Origin of the sequence: Streptomyces sp. NPDC048352 (assembly GCF_040651895.1) — a bacterium.
Lineage (GTDB): Bacteria > Actinomycetota > Actinomycetes > Streptomycetales > Streptomycetaceae > Streptomyces.
Genome location: NZ_JBEZKZ010000085.1, coordinates 1 through 18,639, shown reverse-complemented (window position 1 = coordinate 18,639; position 18,639 = coordinate 1). Strand labels below are relative to the sequence as shown.

At 74.4% G+C, this 18,639-nt stretch carries 11 protein-coding genes; 4 read left to right on the top strand and 7 right to left on the bottom strand.

Going from position 1 to position 18,639, the window contains the following annotated elements; genetic code table 11:
- Positions 1 to 97 precede the first annotated feature (97 nt).
- A complete protein-coding gene (locus AB0D45_RS29945) occupies positions 98 to 2,227 on the bottom strand; it encodes an N-6 DNA methylase (RefSeq protein WP_362464781.1) in 2,130 nt (709 codons plus the stop codon).
- Between the two features lie 160 nt (positions 2,228 to 2,387).
- Here AB0D45_RS29945 and AB0D45_RS29940 point away from each other — a divergent pair, with 160 nt between their 5' ends.
- Positions 2,388 to 3,116 carry a hypothetical protein gene (locus AB0D45_RS29940; RefSeq protein WP_362464778.1) on the top strand — a complete coding sequence of 243 codons (729 nt, stop codon included), beginning with the start codon at positions 2,388 to 2,390 and terminating at the stop codon, positions 3,114 to 3,116.
- A gap of 128 nt (positions 3,117 to 3,244) precedes the next feature.
- Here AB0D45_RS29940 and mfd read toward each other — a convergent pair whose 3' ends face one another.
- The gene (gene mfd, locus AB0D45_RS29935; protein WP_362464776.1) at positions 3,245 to 6,778 is read right to left on the bottom strand and encodes a transcription-repair coupling factor; all 3,534 of its coding nucleotides are present in this window, start codon (positions 6,776 to 6,778) and stop codon (positions 3,245 to 3,247) included.
- 201 nt (positions 6,779 to 6,979) lie between these two features.
- Here mfd and AB0D45_RS29930 point away from each other — a divergent pair, with 201 nt between their 5' ends.
- Positions 6,980 to 8,374, top strand: a complete 1,395-nt coding sequence (locus AB0D45_RS29930) for a DUF2079 domain-containing protein (protein WP_362464773.1) — start codon at positions 6,980 to 6,982, stop codon at positions 8,372 to 8,374.
- A gap of 111 nt (positions 8,375 to 8,485) precedes the next feature.
- Here the strand turns inward: AB0D45_RS29930 and AB0D45_RS29925 are convergent, their stop codons facing one another.
- On the bottom strand, positions 8,486 to 11,059 hold the full coding sequence (locus AB0D45_RS29925; protein WP_362464770.1) for an FtsX-like permease family protein: 2,574 nt from the start codon (positions 11,057 to 11,059) through the stop codon (positions 8,486 to 8,488).
- On the bottom strand, positions 11,056 to 11,844 hold the full coding sequence (locus AB0D45_RS29920) for an ABC transporter ATP-binding protein (protein ID WP_361600735.1): 789 nt from the start codon (positions 11,842 to 11,844) through the stop codon (positions 11,056 to 11,058). Before AB0D45_RS29920 ends, AB0D45_RS29925 begins: the two co-directional genes overlap by 4 nt.
- A 420-nt stretch (positions 11,845 to 12,264) precedes the next feature.
- Between AB0D45_RS29920 and AB0D45_RS29915 the strand changes: the two genes are divergently transcribed.
- Positions 12,265 to 13,833: an MDR family MFS transporter gene (locus AB0D45_RS29915; protein WP_362464808.1), complete on the top strand. Its 1,569-nt coding sequence runs from the start codon at positions 12,265 to 12,267 to the stop codon at positions 13,831 to 13,833.
- Positions 13,834 to 13,903: 70 nt separating this feature from the next.
- Positions 13,904 to 14,725 (top strand): hypothetical protein, encoded by an 822-nt coding sequence (locus AB0D45_RS29910; RefSeq protein WP_362464768.1) that lies wholly within the window; start codon positions 13,904 to 13,906, stop codon positions 14,723 to 14,725.
- A 51-nt stretch (positions 14,726 to 14,776) separates the two neighbouring features.
- On the opposite strand, the gene AB0D45_RS29905 is transcribed toward AB0D45_RS29910, so the two are convergent.
- From AB0D45_RS29905 to AB0D45_RS29895, 3 genes are all read right to left on the bottom strand, one after another.
- The gene (locus AB0D45_RS29905) at positions 14,777 to 15,265 is read right to left on the bottom strand and encodes a hypothetical protein (RefSeq protein ID WP_362464765.1); all 489 of its coding nucleotides are present in this window, start codon (positions 15,263 to 15,265) and stop codon (positions 14,777 to 14,779) included.
- A gap of 620 nt (positions 15,266 to 15,885) precedes the next feature.
- The gene (locus AB0D45_RS29900; RefSeq protein ID WP_361600726.1) at positions 15,886 to 16,755 is read right to left on the bottom strand and encodes a cellulose-binding protein; all 870 of its coding nucleotides are present in this window, start codon (positions 16,753 to 16,755) and stop codon (positions 15,886 to 15,888) included.
- A gap of 124 nt (positions 16,756 to 16,879) precedes the next feature.
- A partial coding sequence (locus tag AB0D45_RS29895) for an SUKH-4 family immunity protein (RefSeq protein ID WP_362464762.1) occupies positions 16,880 to 18,639 on the bottom strand: 1,760 nt, incomplete at its 5' end.

Here is an 18,639-nt window from a genome sequence, read left to right as displayed (position 1 = left end):
TGACGGGCCGTGCGGAAAGGTGACGGCTCGAAGCGTATACAGCGTTTCCGGCCGTCGGTGAGGGGATGGACGCAACCGTTGCAGGGTCGCAGCACGGTCAGTCGGGCGTGACGCTGCCGTCCGACAGGCCGTCGTACAGGCCCTGCACGAGCTGCTCCCCCAGGCGCCCCGCCAGCCTCAGCGCGTCCTCGAACTCGGCGAGCGCCCGGAACCGGGCCCCGTAGCGCCGCTGTTCGGCCAGCGGCAGCCGGGGCAGCTGGAGCCGGCGCACGTCGAGCCGGGTGGCGGTGGAGGCGTGGCTGCTGGCGCGGCGGGTGTTGGCGGTGCCGCGCAGGAACCCGGCCAGGAACCAGGGATCGAGGGCGGCCGGGTCGGGGCGCAGCAGCTGGAGGTTGCGGCCGATGACGGCGCCGGCGCCGCTGGCCGGGTCCTCGGTGACGACGCGGGCGGTGCCGACGGCGCCGACGACGGGGACGACCACGTCGCCCGGCTCGGCGACGAGCGCCTCTCCGGCGTCGGGCCCGGCGCCGGGACCCGAACCGGAACCGGAACCGCCTGCGGCGGCCGGCGCCGTGGTGCCGGAGGGGGCGGTTCCGGCGTAGACGTCGTACTCGGTGAGCACGGGCAGCTCCCCGTTCCCGCTGCCGGTGCCGGCGCGCAGCAGCAGGGCCCCGGCGCGGGCGAGTTCGCCGACGGTGGTCTGGGACAGCGGGGCGGCGGCCGGGGCGGCGGGGGTGGCGGGCGGCGGGGTGAGCCGGGCCGCGCGGGTCAGGGTGGCGTCGAGCCGCTTGCGTACGGCGGCCAGCTCGGCCAGGCCGCCGCCGGCGGCGGGCGGGGGCAGGTGGCGGGCGGGGGTGAGGTCGACGTCGTCGTCGAGCAGGTCGACGACGGGTACGACGCGGCTGACGCCGGGGACTTCGGGGGTGGCGCCGCTGCGGTCGTACGCGGCCCAGGTGGCGAGCACCGCGTCGCGTACGTCGGGCCAGGCGGCCCTCGCCTGCGCGGGCCCGTCGGGGTCCAGGCCGGCGGTGTCCACCAGCAGCAGTCCGGTCGGGGCGGGGACGGTCGGGGCGGGGCGGCGCAGGACCCACAGCTGGAGCGGGATCCCGTACGGGGGCGCGGCGCCGGCCGGGAGGGAGACGACGGCGCGCAGGGCGCCCCGGCGCAGCAGGTCGGCGCGGATGCGGCGGCCGGAGCGGCGGGTGGCGGCGGCGGGCGGCATGAGCAGCACGGCGGTGCCGCCCTCGCGCAGGTGGGCCAGGGCGTGCTGGATCCAGGCGAGCTCGGATTCGGTGCGGGCGGGGAAGCCGTACTCCCAGCGGGGGTCGTAGGCCAGCTCGTCGTGGCCCCAGTTGCGTTCGTTGAACGGCGGGTGGCAGAGCACGGCGTCGACGGCGGCCCCGGCGAAGGCGTCGGCGCGCAGGCTGTCGGCGGCGGCCGCCCGGACCTGGGCGGAGCCGTGCAGGGCGAGGCGCAGCGCGGCGAGGGCGGCCAGTTCGGGGGAGGCGTCCTGGGCGTGCAGGACGGTGGCGCCGGTGAGGGCGCGCAGCGGGCTGCCGGTGCCGCAGGCGGGGTCGAGGGCGGTGCGGATCCCGGGGCCGGCGAGGCCCGCCATCAGCTCGGCGCAGCCGTCGGGGGTCAGCGTGTACTGGCGGGGGCTGGCTTCCAGGTGGCGGCCGAGGAGGAACTCGAAGGCCTGGCGGGCTCCGAGGCCGGCGGCGAGTTCGGCGACGCCCCGCAGCACGGGTACGGCGGCGGCCCCGGGCTGCCGTACGGCCACCGGGTGTTCCGCGCCGAGCCGGGCGGTGAGCGCCGCGTCCCGTACGGCGGGCAGCCGCTCGGCGAGCCGCTCGTCGGGGAGGGCGGCGAGCTCCAGCCACTGGGCGGGGCGGTCCCGTACGACGAGCAGCGCGGCGCCGGCCTCGACGAGCGCGGCGGCGGCCCCGCGGGGGTGGGCGGTGATCTGCTGCCAGACGCGCTCGCGCAGCGGTACCTCGGCGAGCTTGCCCTGGGCGCGCAGCCAGTCCTCGACCTCGGCCAGCGCGAAGGAGGGGCTGGTCTCGGTGCCGCCGACGGGCTTGGGGAAGTCGGGGTGGCGGCGGCGCCAGTTGCTCACGGCGGCCCGGCCGACCCCGGCCAGGCGGGCGATCTCGGCGGCGGTGACCTCGGCGGCGGCGTGGGGGCCGGTGTCGGGGGCGGCGACTTCGGGGGCGTTCTCCTCCAGCATGCCGGGAGCATACCGGTACACAGCTGGGAATCCGCTTCACAGCGTGAATCCCGGCAATCCTGTGAATCGTGTTGACTCGGTTCACACGCTCTGTTGTGATGATCCCGTCAACAGCGGAGCACGCCGGCCGCACCGAGAGATCCGAGACAGGAGCACACCCATGTCCCAGTCCTCCACCCCGCGCCACAGCTGGATCGCCCGCCACAAGGTCATCGCGGGCACCGGCGCGCTGCTCGCCCTCGTCGCCGTCGGCGCCTGCACCGGGGGCGGCGACACGGACGGCGCGAAGGACACCAAGGCCAAGCCGGCCGCCTCGGCCGCCAAGGGGACGGGCGGCAAGCAGAGTCAGAAGCCGGCCGAGCCGAAGAAGGACGGCGGCAAGAAGGCGGCGGTCCGCGGCAGCGGCACCTTCCAGGTCGGCTCCGACCTCCAGCCCGGCACCTACCGCACCACCGGCAACAAGGGCCTCGGCTGCTACTGGGAGCGGGCCAAGGACGCCTCGGGCGACACCGACTCGATCATCGCCAACGACAACGTCGTGGGCACCAGCTACGTGACCGTCGAGGCGGGCGACAAGCTCTTCAAGTCCACCGGCTGCAACGACTGGGAGACCGTCGACCCGAAGGCCGTCTCCGACGCCCCGAAGACCGAGGCCCCGGGCGACGGCGGCATGTTCAAGGTGGGCCTCGACCTGGCCCCCGGCACGTACAAGTCCGCCGGCCCCGCCGAGGGCTCCCCCGGCTGCTACTGGGAGCGCGCCAAGGACGCCGCCCACGGCATCGACTCGATCGCCGCCAACGACAACCCCACCGGCCCCGCCGTCGTGACGATCTCCGCACAGGACGGCTACTTCAAGACCACTGGCTGCGCGACCTGGAAGAAGTCCTGACGCCTGGGCCTGCCTCACCGGCCGCCACCGCGGCGCCCGGCCCGCCCGCGGGGCGATGCCGGCGGCCCGCCCCCGGCGGCCGTTCGGGCCCACCCGCGCCGGACGGCCGGGCGGGCCCGCACCCCCGGCTACGAGCCGAGGATCGTGGTGAGGAACTCACCCGTCCAGGCGAGCAGTTCGCGGCCGACCAGCGGCTTGCCGCCTACGCGGGCCGTCTTCGGGCGCGGCACCAGCACCTGCGAGGTGGCCGGCTTGAGGACCGTCCCCGGGTAGAGGCGCTTGAGGCGCAGCTCCTGCGACTCGCGCAGCTCCACCGGCCCGAAGCGGATGTTGGGGCCCTGGAGGGTGATGTCCCCGACCCCGCAGGCCCGGGCCAGCATCCGCAGGCCCGCCACCAGCAGCAGATTCTCCACCGGCTCCGGCAGCTTGCCGTAGCGGTCGGTCAGCTCCTCCCGCACGGCCTTGACGTCGGCCTCGGAGTTCGCCGCCGCGATGGACCGGTACGCCTGGAGGCGCAGCCGCTCGCCCGGCGCGTAGTCGTGCGGGACGTGCGCGTCGACCGGCAGTTCGATCTTGACCTCCAGCGGCGGCTCCTCCTCCACCCCGCCCTCGACGGCGGCCCGGTAGTCGGCCACCGCCTCGCCGACCATGCGGATGTACAGGTCGAAGCCGACGCCCGCGATGTGCCCGGACTGCTCGCCGCCGAGCAGGTTGCCCGCGCCGCGGATCTCCAGGTCCTTCATCGCCACGTACATGCCGGCACCCATCTCGGTGTGCTGGGCGATGGTGGCCAGGCGCTCGTGGGCCGTTTCCGTCAGCGGCTTCTCCGGCGGGTACAGGAAGTAGGCGTAACCGCGCTCCCGGCCCCGGCCGACCCGGCCGCGCAGCTGGTGCAGCTGCGAGAGGCCGAAGTTGTCGCCGCGCTCGACGATCAGGGTGTTGGCGTTGGAGATGTCGATGCCCGACTCGACGATCGTCGTCGACACCAGCACGTCGAACTTCTTCTCCCAGAAGTCCACCACGACCTGCTCCAGCGCCTGTTCCGACATCTGCCCGTGCGCCGTCGCGATCCGCGCCTCGGGCACGATCTCCCGCAGCTTGGCGGCCGCCCGGTCGATGGACTCGACCCGGTTGTGGATGTAGAAGCACTGGCCCTCGCGCAGCAGCTCGCGCCGGATGGCCGCACCGATCTGCTTCTCCTCGTACGGTCCGACGAACGTCAGCACCGGGTGGCGCTCCTCCGGCGGGGTGGTGATGGTCGACATCTCGCGGATGCCGGTCACCGCCATCTCCAGGGTGCGCGGGATCGGCGTCGCGGACATCGTCAGCACGTCCACGTTGGCCCGCAGCTTCTTCAGCTGCTCCTTGTGCTCGACGCCGAACCGCTGCTCCTCGTCGACGATGACCAGGCCCAGGTCCTTGAACTTCGTCTCCTGGGAGAACAGCCGGTGCGTACCGATGACGATGTCGACCGAGCCCTCCTTGAGGCCTTCCAGGGTCGCCTTGGACTCGGTGTCGGACTGGAAGCGGGACAGCGCCCTCACGTTGACCGGGAACTGGCTGTAGCGCTCGGAGAAGGTGCCGAAGTGCTGCTGCACGAGCAGGGTGGTGGGGACCAGCACGGCGACCTGCTTGCCGTCCTGCACCGCCTTGAAGGCCGCGCGCACCGCGATCTCGGTCTTGCCGTAGCCCACGTCGCCGCAGATGAGCCGGTCCATGGGAACCGACTTCTCCATGTCCTCCTTCACCTCGGCGATGGTGGTGAGCTGGTCGGGCGTCTCCGCGTACGGGAAGGCGTCCTCCAGTTCGCGCTGCCAGGGGGTGTCCGGGCCGAAGGTGTGGCCCGGGGCGGCCATGCGCGCGCTGTACAGCTTGATCAGGTCGGCGGCGATCTCCTTGACCGCCTTCTTCGCCCGCGCCTTGGTCTTCGTCCAGTCGGCGCCGCCGAGCCGGTGCAGCGTCGGCGCCTCACCGCCGACGTACTTGGTGACCTGCTCCAGCTGGTCGGTGGGGATGTACAGCCGGTCGCCGGGCTGGCCGCGCTTGGCCGGCGCGTACTCCACGAGGAGGTACTCGCGGGTGGCGCCCTGCACGGTGCGCTGCACCATCTCCAGGTACCGGCCGACGCCGTGCTGCTCGTGCACGATGTAGTCGCCGACCTCCAGGGTGAGGGGGTCGATGGACTTCCGGCGCCGGGTCGGCATCCGGCCCAGGTCCTTGGTGGCGGTGCGCTGCCCGGTCAGGTCGGTCTCGGTGAGGACGGCCAGCTTCAGCGCCGGGTCGACGAAGCCGTTGTCGATCGAGCCGCAGGCGACGTGGACGATCGAGGGCTCCAGCGTCCGCAGCTCGGCCTCCAGACGGGCGGCGATGCCCTCGCCGCCGAGCACCTCGACGGTACGTGCGGCCGGGCCGTGGCCCTCGGTGAGGTAGACGGTGTGCCACCCGTCGGCGATCCAGCCCTTGGTGTCGGCCAGCGCGCGGGCGGTGTCGCCCCGGTAGGCCTCGGGGGCGTGCATGCCCAGCTTGAGGACGTCGCCGCCCGCCACGTCCTCGCCGGCCGCGAAGGGTGAGACCGACCACCACATCATGCCCAGCTCGCGCGCGTGTTCGCGTACGTCCGCGATCCCGCGCAGCGAGGCCGCGCCCACGTCGATGGGCGCCTCGCCGCCGCCGGCGGTGGCCGCCCACGAGGCCATCAGGAACTCCTGCGAGGTCGCCACCAGGTCGGCGGCGCGGGTGCGCACCCGCTCCGGGTCGCAGACCACGGCCATCGCCCCGGCCGGCAGCACGTCGATCAGCAGCTCCATGTCGTCGACGAGGACCGGGGCGAGGGACTCCATGCCCTCGACCGCGATCCCCTCGGCGATCTTGTTCAGCAGCTCGCCCAGCTCGGGGTGCTCCTCGGCCAGCGCCGCGGCCCGCCCGCGCACCTCCTCGGTGAGCAGCAGCTCGCGGCAGGGCGGCGCCCACAGGCCGTGCTCGGCGATCTCCAGGGAGCGCTGGTCGGCGACCTTGAAGTACCGGATCTCCTCGACCTCGTCGCCCCAGAACTCCACGCGCAGCGGGTGCTCCTCGGTGGGCGGGAACACATCGAGGATGCCGCCGCGCACGGCGAACTCCCCGCGCTTCTCGACCAGCTCCACCCGGGCGTACGCGGCCGCGGCCAGGGCCTCGGTGACCGCCCCCAGGTCGGTGCTCTGGCCCTGCCGCAGGCTCACCGGCACCAGGTCCCCGAGCCCCTTGACCTGCGGCTGGAGTACGGAGCGGATGGGGGCCACGACCACCGAGACGGGGCCGGCGGCCGGGTCGTCCTTGCTCGGGTGCGCGAGCCGGCGCAGCACCGCGATCCGGCGTCCGACGGTGTCGCTGCGCGGGCTGAGCCGTTCGTGCGGCAGCGTCTCCCAGGCCGGGTAGTCCACCACCTCGTCCGGGGGCAGCAGGGAGCGCAGCGCGGCGGCGAGGTCCTCGGCCTCGCGCCCGGTGGCGGTGACCGCGAGCACGGTCCGCTCGGTACGGGCGGCCAGCGCGGCGATCGCGAAGGGCCGGGCGGCCGGCGGGCCGACGAGGTCCACATGCATGCGGTTGCCGTCCCCGGCCGCGCTGACCGCCTCGGCGAGGGCGGGGTCCCTGGTGACGGCGTCGAGCAGTCCGTGCAGGCTCATGAGACAGGCTTTCCATCCGGTGAGGGGCGTCAAGGGGCAACGCGAAGGGCCCGACACGTGAACGGGCCGGGGGTTCCACCCTATGACGCGGGCCCCCCGCCCGCGCGGGCCATTCCGGCCCCGCACGGGTGAGGTGCGCCGCGGACCCCGGCCCCGGGGGGCGGAGGAAGGGGTTCCGGGCCGGGATGACAATCTGTCCGGATGTCCATGTCCGCCAGCCTCCCGCGCACCGGCGACCGGGCCGCGCGGGCCGCGCACCGGGCGCCGTACGCACTCGCCGCCGCCCTGTTCCCCGCGTACGCGGTGCTCTCGGTGACCCGCTTCCGGCGGATGGAGGAGGCCTCCTGGGACCTCGGGATATTCGAACAGGCGGTCAGGGGCTACGCCTGGCTGCAGGCGCCCGTGGTGGACCTGAAGGGCCCGGGCTTCAACATCCTCGGCGACCACTTCAGCCCCGTCATCGCCCTGATCGCCCCCCTCTACCGGCTCTTCCCGACCCCCCTCACCCTCCTGGTGGTGCAGGCCGCCCTCTTCGCCCTGTCCGCGCTGCCCGTCACCCGGGCCTCGGTACGGCTCCTCGGCCGTGCCCGCGGGCTCGCGCTCGGCGCCGCGTACGGGCTGTCGTGGGGGATCCAGCGGGCCGTCGAGTTCGACTTCCACGAGATCTGCTTCGCCGTACCGCTGCTGGCCTTCGCCCTGGAGGCGCTGCTCGCGCACCGCTGGCGGGCCGCCCTCGGCTGGGGGCTGCCGCTGCTGCTGGTCAAGGAGGACCTCGGGGTCACGCTCACGGCCCTGGCGCTCCTGGCCGCCTGGCGGGCCCGGCGCACCGACCCGCGCACCGCGCGGCTCGCGGCGGCCGTCGCCGTGGCGGGGACGGCCGCCGCCGCACTGGTGTTCACCGGGGTGATCCCCGCCTTCGCACCCGACGGCTACGCCTACTGGGACAAGCTCGGCGAAGGCCCGGGCCCCCTGCACGGGCTCGGCACGAAGGCGGCCACCCTCGCCTGGATCCTCGTCCCCACCACCGGCCTCCTCGCGCTGCGCTCCCCGCTGCTGCTGGTGGCCGCGCCCACCCTCGGCTGGCGGTTCCTGTCGGGGGACCCGCACTACTGGTCCACCGACTACCACTACAGCGCCGTCCTGATGCCGGTCTCCGCGCTGGCCCTGGCCGACGCCCTCGACCGCGCCCGGCGCAGTGGCCGGCCGCGGGTGCGCGCGTACGCGGCCCAGCTGCCCGGCGCGGTGCTCGCCGCCGCCCTCGCCCTGAGCGCGAGCAGCATGCCGCTGGCCCGGCTCGGGGAGCGGTCCGCGTACGAGAAGCCCGAACGGGCGGCCGCCGTCGAGCGGCTGCTGGAGCGCATCCCGGACGGGGTGCGCGTGGAGGCGGACATCGGGGCGCTGACCCGGCTGACCTCGCGCTGCCAGGTGTTCTGGATCGGCAACACCAAGGGGGTGCTGCCGGCCTTCCTGGTCTTCGACAACTCCTCCGGCTGGGCCGGCGACCCCCTCGCGTACGCCGGGCAGCTCCACCCCGGGTCGCGCTTCGCGCCGGTGGGCGAGGCGGGCGGGTTCGTGCTGCTCCAGCGGGTGCTCTGAGCTGCCCGGTCCGCCGGCCCCCGGAAGCACGGCGCCGGCCCCGGGCCGTCCTCGCGGACGGTCCGGGGCCGGCGCGCTCCCCCGTACTGCTCCCCCGTGGGACCGCCCCGGCTACTCGCTGGCGATCGCGTTCAGGACGTTCATCCGCCCCGCCCGGAAGGCCGGGACCAGTGCGGCGAACAGGCCCACCAGGGCCGAGCAGGCGAAGACGCCGATGATGGTCGGCCACGGGATCTCCAGCACCTTCAGCCCCTGGAGGGCGAGGAGCTGCTGGGCGGTGGCGCCCCAGCCCATGCCCAGGCCGAGGCCCAGCAGGGCGCCGAAGAGGGCGATGACCACCGACTCCAGCCGGATCATGCGGCGCAGCTGGCGGCGGGAGAGGCCGATGGCGCGCATCAGGCCGATCTCGCGGGTCCGCTCGACCACCGAGAGGGCCAGGGTGTTCACGACGCCCAGCACCGCGACGATGATCGCGAGGGCGAGGAGGCCGTACACCATGTTGAGCAGCTGCCCGACCTGGTCCTTGAGGTCCTGCTTGTAGTCGGTCTGGTTGAGCACCTTGTACTGCGGGTACTCGGCCATGGCCGCCTTGAGCGCCGTGTACGCGCTGTCGGCCTGCCCCTTCTCGGCCTTGGCGAGCAGCATGAACGGCCGCGCCAGCTGGTCGGCGGGGAGGTTGGCCTCGGCGGTCGCGGTGCTGATGTACTTCGCGCCCTTGTCGAGGTTGCCCTCGTCCAGGGTGATCGCGGCGACCTTCAGCTTCACGGTCTTCCCGCCGGTGAAGGCCACCGTCAGCTCGTCGCCGACCTTGACGTGGTGCTCGTCGGCGTAGCCGGATCCCACCGCCATGGAGCCCGGGGCGTACGCGTCCCGGTGCGCGCCCGCCCTCATCTTGCGGCGCACGTCCTGGGCGTACGTCGGGTCGGTGACGCTCAGGCCTTCCCGGGCGGAGCTGCCGTCCGGGGCGGTGATCTTCGCCTCCACCTCGCGGTAGGCGGTCACGTGGTCCAGGCCCTTGCTCGCCCGCATGGCCTGCTCGGCCTGCGGCATCAGGGGCTGGTCGCCCTGCGAGGCCACGATGTAGTCGGCGCCGACCGTGCGGTCGAGTTCGTCGGTGGCGGAGGCCACCATGGAGGAGCCGACCACCGACAGGCAGGCGACCAGCGCCAGTCCGATCATCAGCGCGGCGGCCGTGGCACCGGTGCGGCGCGGGTTGCGCAGCGCGTTGCGCTCGGCGAGCCGGCCGACGGAGCCGAAGGGCCGCAGCACGGGGGCGGCGAGCGCCCGGACCACGACACCGGCCAGCAGCGGGCCGATCACGATGAAGCCGATGAGGCTGAACAGCACGCCGACGGCCAGCCACAGCGAGCCCTGCCCGGCCTTCTCGGCGGCCGCGGCGAGGAAGAGGGCCGCGCCGCCGGTGCCGGTGAGGACCAGGCCGAGGACCGCGCGGACCGTGCCGGCCTTCTTGTCGCCGGGGGTGCCGGCGTCGCGCAGCGCGGCCATCGGGGAGACCTTGCCGGCCCGGCGGGCCGGGACGTAGGCGGCGATCACGGTGACGACGGTGCCGAGGACCAGGCCGACGACCGGGGTCGTCCACTTCACGGTCAGGTCGGCGGTGGACAGCTGCATGCCCATCTGGCCCATGAGCTTCATCAGGCCGACGGCCAGGCCCACGCCCGCCGCGACCCCGGCGAGGGAGCCGATGAGGCCGAGCAGGAAGGCCTCGATGAGGACGGAGCGGTTGATCTGGCCCCGGTCGGAGCCGATGGCGCGCATCAGGCCGATCTCGCGGGTGCGCTGGGCGACCAGCATCGAGAAGGTGTTGAAGATCAGGAAGATGCCGACGAGGAAGGCGATGCCGGCGAAGCCGAGCATCACGTACTTCATGACGTCGAGGAAGCCCATGTCCTTCTTGTTGGCGGCCGTGGCCTCCTTGGCGGTCTGCAGCTTGTACGTGTCCGCGCCCAGCGCGCTCGCGACGTTCTTCTTCAGCTGCTCGTCGCTCACGCCGTCCTTGGCGGTGACGCTGATGTGGGTGAAGGTGCCGGCGGCGCCGAGCAGCTTCTCCTGCGCGGTGGGGGTGTCGAAGTAGACGACGGCCGCACCCGGGTTGGTCACCGTGAAGGAGGCGATGCCGCTGATCCTCGCCCGGACGTCGCCGGTGACGGCGATGGTGCGCAGCTCGTCCCCGAGCTTCAGGTGGTGCTTGTCGGCCGTGTCGGCGTCGACCATCACCTCGGTGGGCCCGCGCGGGGCGTGGCCTGAGGTGATCTTCATGGACTTGAGCTCGTTGTCGGTCCAGTTGCCCGCGATGGTCGGGGCTCCGGTGGTCGACCCCATGTTCTCGTTCTTGGAGTTGACGACGGTGACGGACATCGAGACGACGCCGCCCTCGGCGGACTTCACGCCCTCGGCGCCGCGCGCCTTCTCCACCGCAGAGGCCGGCAGCGCCTGCGGCTTGCCGCGGCTGGCGAACCCCTCCCCCTCCTCGGCCTCCTTGGGGCTGACGGTGACGTCGGAGCTGGTGACCGCGAACAGCTTGTCGAAGGTGGTGTTCATGGTGTCCGTGAACACCAGGGTTCCGCAGACGAAGGCGACCGACAGCAGCACGGCGATGGCGGAGAGCGCCATCCTGCCCTTGTGCGCGAAGAAGTTGCGCCGCGCGGTCTTCATGACGGTCACGAGGTCCGCCCGCGCGCGTCGAAGTCCTTCATCCGGTCCAGCACCTGGTCGGCGCTGGGTCCGTGCATCTCGTCGACGATGCGGCCGTCGGCGAGGAAGACGACGCGGTCCGCGTAGGAGGCGGCGACCGGGTCGTGGGTGACCATCACGATGGTCTGGCCCAGCTCGTCGACCGACTGGCGCAGGAAGCCGAGCACCTCGGCGCCGGCCCGGGAGTCCAGGTTTCCGGTCGGCTCGTCCCCGAAGATGATCGCGGGGCGGGCGGCGAGGGCGCGGGCGACCGCCACGCGCTGCTGCTGGCCGCCGGAGAGCTCGGTCGGCCGGTGCTTGAGGCGGCCGGCGAGGCCGACGGTCTCGACGACCCGCTCCAGCCACTGCGGGTCGGGCTTGCGGCCCGCGATGTCCATGGGGAGGGTGATGTTCTCCAGGGCGTTGAGCGTCGGCAGCAGGTTGAACGCCTGGAAGATGAAGCCGATCCGGTCCCGGCGCAGCTGCGTGAGCTTCTTGTCCTTCAGGCCGGTGATCTCGGTGTCCTCCAGGTGGATCTGCCCGCTGGTCACCGTGTCCAGGCCGGCCAGGCAGTGCATCAGGGTGGACTTGCCGGAGCCGGAGGGGCCCATGATCGCGGTGAACTGCCCGCGGAGGATGTCCACGTCCACGCGGTCGAGGGCGACGACGCGGGTCTCGCCGGAGCCGTAGGCCTTGACGACCTGGCGCGCCCGGGCCGCGACGGGGGCGTTCCCCCCGCTGCTTCCGTGCCTGGTCTCGGTCATCGCGGTTGTCACGGTGTCTCCCCCTGTTGGTGGTGCGTTGCGTGCTGCTGGTGCGGGCTCCCGCACGGGTGTGCGTGCGTCGCCGCGTCGAAGTGTGCGGTGCGGGGGGCGTCGGCGCCCTGGTGCCCGGCGCCGTATCCACCGGGGGGTTAACCCCACCCCGCCCCCGCGGCCCCGCTCGTATGAACCAGTTAAGGACGTCGCGGGCCCTTCGGCCTCCTCCGCCGGGACGAACGTCCCCTGGGTCCAAATGCTGAGCGACCCCTAGGGGTTGTCCGCCCTTCGGCGGATGCGGAGTAGGGGTCGGCGGCGGAGGGGGCGCCCGTGAGACGGGGATTCCGTCCGGTGCGGCCCGGTGAGATGGTGTTCCCCGCAGACGAGGGGAACACGGTGGAAACAGGAGAGAACGGCGCGGAAACGGATCAGGCGGGCATTCCCGGAGGAAAGGTTTCCGCGGACCGCCCGGCCCCCGGACCGGCAACGGGGCAGGACCCCCCGGCAGAAAGCGCCGGCCGCCGGCGGCCGCCCACGCCGGTGGTCGCGTCGCTGATGCTGAGCATGGCCCTGGTCGCCCTCGACAGCACCATCGTCTCCACCGCCGTCCCCCAGATCGTCGGCGACCTCGGCGGCTTCTCCGTCTTCTCCTGGCTGTTCTCCGGCTACCTCCTCGCCGTCACCGTCACCCTCCCCGTCTACGGCAGGCTCAGCGACACCTTCGGCCGCAAGCCCGTCCTGCTCTTCGGCACCGCCCTGTTCCTCGCCGGCTCGCTGCTGTGCGCCTCCGCCTGGAACATGGCCGCCCTCATCGCCTTCCGGATCGTCCAGGGGCTGGGCGGCGGCGCCCTCCAGAGCACCGTGCAGACCCTGGCCGCCGACCTCTACCCGCTGCGCGACCGCCCCCGCATACAGGCCCGGATGACCACCGTGTGGGCGAGCTCCGCCCTGCTCGGCCCCGCGCTCGGCGGAGTGCTGGCGGGGTACGCGGGCTGGCGCTGGACCTTCCTGATCAACGTGCCGCCGGCCGGGCTGGCCCTCTGGCTGACCGCCCGCCACCTCGTGGAACCCGTACGCTCCCCCGGGCGCCGGGGCCCCGTCGACTGGGCCGGGGCGCTCGCCGTGTTCGCCTGCGGCGGCCTGCTGCTCTTCGCGCTGGTGCAGGGCGGGGTGGCCTGGCCCTGGCTGTCGGCGCCCTCCCTCGCCCTGTTCGGCGCGAGCGCGGCCTCGGCCGCGGTGGTCGTCCGGGTGGAGCGCCGGGCCGAGGAGCCGATCCTGCCCGGCTGGGTGTGGCGCCGGCGCACCATCGCCGCCGTGAACCTGGCGATGGGGGCGCTCGGGCTGCTGATGGTCGCCCCGATGGTGTTCATGCCGACGTACGCCCAGTCCGTGCTCGGGCTCGGGCCGGTCGGGGCCGGACTCCTGACCGCCCTGATGACCCTGAGCTGGCCCCTGTCGGCCGCCTTGTGCCAGCACGTGTACCGGCGCATCGGCTTCCGCGACACCGCCGCCCTGGGGATGGGGCTGGCCTCGGTCGTCCTGTTCGCCTTCACCCTGCTGCCGTACCCCGCGCGGCCGTGGCAGCCCGCGCTGGTCATGCTGCTGCTGGGCGCCGCCCTCGGGCTCTTCCAGCTGCCGCTGATGGTCGGGGTGCAGTCCACGGTGGGCTGGGCCGAGCGGGGGACCACGACCGCCTCGGTGCTGTTCTGCCGCACCGTCGGCCAGAGCGTGGGGGCCGCGCTGCTGGGGGCGGTGGCCAACGCGACCGTCGCCGCCCGGCTGGCGCACACCCCGCTGCCGGGGCTGCCGGAGCGCCTCGACGACGTCGCGCGGGCCCTGGCGGAGCCGGGCGGGCTACCGGCGGCCGCCTCCGAGCACCTGCGGGCGGCGGTGGCGGCCGCGGTGGAGCACATCTTCCTGGGCGCGACGGCCGCCGGGGTGGCGGCGCTGCTGGTGCTGCTGCTGGTGGCACCACGCCGGTTCCCGTCCCTGCCCGAGCACCGGTGACGCCCACCGGGTTGTCATGCCCGGGCCCGTTGGGTGACCCTCGTGCCAGGACCGTTTCCGGGGGGACGACATGGCATCCACACTCTTCGCGCTCGCCTTACTGGCCGCCCTGGCCGGGCCGGTGGCCCTGCGCCTGCGCCGCGGGCCGGGCCTGGTCACCGGCCGCGACGGCCGGCTCTCCACCTCCACCACCCTCGCGCTGGCCTGGACGGTGATCCTCGTCTGGCTGCTGCTCGCGGTCCTCGCGTACGGGCTGACGGCCGGCGGCGGCATCGCCTACTTCCGCGGCGCCGACGGCCCGCTGTCCCCGCTGACCTCCGTGTACCTGCCGCTGCTCGGAGGCCCGTACGTGGCCCTGATCGGGGCGAAGGCGGTCGTCGGCCACCGGATCGAGAACGGCAGCCTGGCCAAGCCGGCCCCCAAGCCCACCCCCGGCGGCCGCCGCCCGCTGCGCGAACTGATCGCGAACGACAGCGGCCGGACCGACCTCGTGGACCTCCAGTACGTCGCACTGAGCGCGGTCACGATGCTCTACGTCGTCCTGTTCTTCCTCTCCGACGTAGCCGGCGGCCTCCCGCGGCTGCCCTCCGAGATCTGGGCCCTGACCGGCGCCCCGGCCGGCGCCTACCTGCTGAACAAGATGGCCACCCGCGCCAACCCGGTGATCACCGGTGCCACCGTCGCCGACGGCCTGCTCAAGGTCGAGGGCGGCGGCTTCACCGAACCCCGCCTCACGGCGGCCGACACCCCGCTCCCGGTGACGCAGGACCCCGCGACCGGCACCCTGACGGCCCCGCTCCCGGCCGCGGCGAAACCCCCCTTCACGGTGGTGGTCACCTCGCGCGGCCTGCGCAGCGACCCGTACTGCTACGAGCCCGCCGACCGGGCATGACGGGGGCCCGGCACCGAGGGTGCCGGGCCCCGCGTTCGTCAGAGCCGAGGATCAGCCCAGCATGCGGAAGGCCGACTTGTAGGGCTCCTCGTCCTCGTAGCTCTCGTCCGACGCGCTGTCGGCCGGCGCCTGCCCCGGAGTCGCCTCCTCGCGCTGCTCGCCCTCCTCGCGCTGCTTGCCCTCTTCGCGCTGCTCGCCGCTCTCGGCGGCCTCGAAGACGACGGCAACGGCCTCGAAGTCGCCCGCCTTCTCCCCCGGACCCGCGGCGAGGACCGGCTCGCCCTCGCAGCGCTTGTTGTCGAAGAGCAGGGCCACCTTGTCGGTCTCGTTGACGGCCTCCTCGATCGAGGCGTCGTCGGTCACGGCCAGCGCGTGGCACTTGTCCTCGGTCAGGTCGCTGACCTGCCCGCTCCGGCTGACGCCGTCCTGGAGGAAGCTGTAGTTGAAGGCCCGGCCGTCGTCCGCGAGCGCCTGGGCGGCGGTGGGCAGTACGAGGGTGAGTGCTCCGGCGAGGGCCACGGCGGTGGTGCGAAGACGCATGGGGGGTTTCCGTTCTTCTCTTCCACGGGCGGATGCGGGTCCGGTGGCATCCGGGAGCGAGCGTAGGAGCGCGACGCCCTGAGGAAACCTTTCCTCCAAGGAGCGCGCCACGAGTTTCACCCACCCGCCCCCTCCCCCGCCCCTCAAACGCCGGCGAGGCTGAAGGAGACGGAGGTCGGCTGCGACCGGAAGGTGAAGGCGTACGGAGGGGGCGGGGGCGGGGTGGGGTGTCGTCCGGGACTAAAACGAGATGATTTCGGCGCGAGGCACCGCCCATCAGGCACATCCGGAACAGGCGCCGAACATCGAAGCCCGTCCCGGACGACACCCCACCCCGCCCCCGCCCCCGGCCCACGACACCCCGCCACCCGCACACCGCCCAGCCAGGCAACGGCCCCTACCAGGACACCGGCACCGCACACCATCCGACAAGGCAGACCGCCCCACCGGGGCACGCCCCGACACAACCGCCCGGCCAGGGCACCGGCCCGGCCAGGGCCCGCCGCCCACCGGGGCACGCCCTACCGCCCACCCGCCCCACTAGGGCACGCTCCACCACACCACCGCCCCAGGGGCCACGCCCCCACCGCACACCGCCCGGCCAGGGCACCGGCAGGGGCCTACTCCGCCGCCGCCCGCCCCGTCAGCGCCGCCAGGCTGGAGCGGACGTGGCTCATGTGGGCCCGCATCTCCTCCGCCGCCTCCGCGTGCTCCCGCAGGATCCGCTCCGTCTCCCGCCCCACGCGCTCCTCCGCGACCCGCGCCTGCGCGACCAGCTCCTCCGCCCGCGCCTCCGCGTCCTCCTGACCGTGCCGCGCCGACTCCTCGGCCTCGGCGTACCCCCGCCGCACCTCCGCCAGCCGCGCCTGCGCGTACCGCTCCAGCTCCGCGTTCCTGGCGTCCGCCTCCTCGGCCCGGGCCGCCAGTTCCCGCCCTTCCGCCTCCCACCGCTCCGTCTGCTCCTGCTCCTGCTCCGCGAGCAGCGCCCGCGACCGGCGCCCCGCCTCCGTCAGCGCGGCCTGCGCCTCGGACCGCCACCCCGCCGCGTCCTCCCGCGCCTGCGCCCTGATCCCGTCCGCCTCCCGCTGCGCCCGCAACAGCCCCTGCCGCGCCCGCACCTCGGTCTGCTCCCGCACCGCCTCCGCGTCGTGCCGCGCCAGCTCGGCCACCCGGCCGGCGTGCGCTTCGGCCGCGTCCGCCGCCTCCGCCGCGTCCGCCCGCGCCTCGTCCCGCAGGGCCTGCGCCTCCTCCTGCGCCAACTGCAGGATCCGCCGCGCGCGCTCGCTCAGCTCGTCGTACGTCTGGGGGGCCAGCGCGGCGACGGCCACCCGCAACCGCTCGGACTCCGCCTCCATCTGACGGGCCAGCACGGTGAGCCGGGCCACCCGTTCCCAGGCCTCGTCCCGGCTGCCGGCCAGCCGCGCGAGGTACCGGTCGACCTCGTCCGTCCGGTAGCCACGACCGCGCACGATCGCAAAGGGTGCAGTCATCCTGGGAGCGCCTCTCTCGCGGGGATTGCTGTCAAGGATGCGTCATTTGCACTCAGAAGCCGGAATGGCCGGGCCGGTCCCCCCTTCCGAGGGGACCGGCCCGGCCACACGTCCGGTCCTACGGTCAGAGCAGGCCGTCCCACATCTGCTCCAGCAGCACCGACCACCAGCTCTCCGGGGAGGCCAGGGCCGCACTGTCGAGGCCGGCCAGATTCGCCTGGAAATCGACGGTCCAGCGGCCCGCCTGCTCCGGCGTCAGATGCTGGCGCAGCCGCCACATGTGACCCAGCATCGCCAGCGAGCGTGCGAACTGCGGCAGGCTCGAGTTCACGAACTGCGGCGGCACGGGCGCCCCGCCGGGACCGGCCTCCACCGGCACCGCCACTATGTGCGCGGTCCCGTACTGGACGCACAGCGCCTTGCCGAAGTCGCTGCCGACGACGAGGTACGAGCCCGCGTCGGACGCCGGCTGCACCCCGCGCTGCGCGGCCAGCTCGGCCAGCGTCGGCACCGGCTGGCCGGGCACCGCCTGCGCCCAGAAGAACGGCCCGAAGTCGACCGGCAGGCCCGCCCACATGAGCGTCTGCGCCACGATCTCCGGCACGCCCTGACGGGACACGGCCCGCTGGTCGTAGCGGAACACGCCCTGCGGACCGAAGGCCCCCGCCAGCTCCTGCGCGATCGCGTCCATCGGGATCGCCGGCTGGAGCGGGACCTGCGGCAGCGGCGCCCGGACCGGCGCCGGCCGCGCCGGCCCGTCCGCCACCTGGTGCAGCTCACCCTGATGGGTGAGCAGGTGGCGCATGCCCTGCTGACGGCCCGCGTGGTCGGTCCCGTACGGGGCCACGCTGGTGATCCGCACCTGCGGCCAGGTCTCCCGGATCATCCGGGCGCAGTAGCCGCCGGGCAGCTCGCACGAGGCCAGCTCGGTGTGCAGCTCCAGCACCTGCTGCGGCGGCACGTTCATCGCGCGGAGCTCGTACAGGATCTGCCACTCGGGGTGCGGCGTACCGGGCGCCGAGCGGCGGATGAGCTGCTGCTCGGAGCCGTCGGGCGCGCGGTAGCGCAGGACGGCCTGGTAGCCGGGGCCCACCGTGGGAACGCCGGACACGGCCGCCGGCGGCTGCGGAGCCGGGCCGGGAGGCGTGCCGGGCGGACCGGGCGGCTGCGGCACACCCCCGGGACCGGCCAGCATGGTCGCGGCATGGTGCGCCCCAGCCCCGGGCGCACCGGGAGCCCCAGGAGCCCCGGGCGGACCGGGAGGCGCGGGCGGACCGGGCGGCTGTACGACAGCCGGACCGGCCAGCATCGTGGCGGCATGGTCCAGCCCCCCACCCAGCGACCCGGGAGCACCGGGCACACCAGGAGCCCCGGGAGCCCCAGGGGCGCCGGGCGGCCCAGGAGGCGCGGGCGGCCCGGACGGCGCAGCCGCACCCGGACCGGCGAGCATCGTCGCGGCATGGTGCGCCCCACCACCAGGCGCACCAGGCGCCCCGGGAGCTCCAGGGGCGCCCGGCGGACCAGGAGGCGCGGGCGGGCCAGGAGGCGCGGGCGGACCAGGAGGCGCGGGCGGACCAGGAGGCGCGGGCGGGCCGGGCGGCCCCGGCGGCTGCACGACGGCCGGACCGGCCAGCATCGTGGCGGCATGGTCCAGCCCCCCACCCAGCGACCCGGGAGCACCGGGCACACCAGGCGCACCAGGCGGCCCAGGAGGCGTCGGCGGCGTACCCGGAGGTGCCGGCGGCCCACCCGGCGCCAGCATCGTGGCGGCGTACTGCGCCCCACCCCCCGGCGTCCCAGGCGCACCCGGCATCCCAGGCGCACCCGGCGCCCCGGCCGGCGGCGCCGCGGGAGGTGCCGGCGGCTGCGGAGCCCCGCCCGCCC

Excerpts from the sequence above, each read along its gene's own strand:
- AB0D45_RS29945 (WP_362464781.1), bottom strand. The coding sequence starts at position 2,227 with ATGCTGGAGGAGAACGCCCCCGAAGTCGCCGCCCCCGACACCGGCCCC.
- mfd (WP_362464776.1), bottom strand. The coding sequence starts at position 6,778 with ATGAGCCTGCACGGACTGCTCGACGCCGTCACCAGGGACCCCGCCCTC.
- AB0D45_RS29905 (WP_362464765.1), bottom strand. The coding sequence starts at position 15,265 with ATGCGTCTTCGCACCACCGCCGTGGCCCTCGCCGGAGCACTCACCCTC.
- AB0D45_RS29940 (WP_362464778.1), top strand. The coding sequence starts at position 2,388 with ATGTCCCAGTCCTCCACCCCGCGCCACAGCTGGATCGCCCGCCACAAG.
- AB0D45_RS29930 (WP_362464773.1), top strand. The coding sequence starts at position 6,980 with ATGTCCATGTCCGCCAGCCTCCCGCGCACCGGCGACCGGGCCGCGCGG.
- AB0D45_RS29900 (WP_361600726.1), bottom strand. The coding sequence starts at position 16,755 with ATGACTGCACCCTTTGCGATCGTGCGCGGTCGTGGCTACCGGACGGAC.
- AB0D45_RS29910 (WP_362464768.1), top strand. The coding sequence starts at position 13,904 with ATGGCATCCACACTCTTCGCGCTCGCCTTACTGGCCGCCCTGGCCGGG.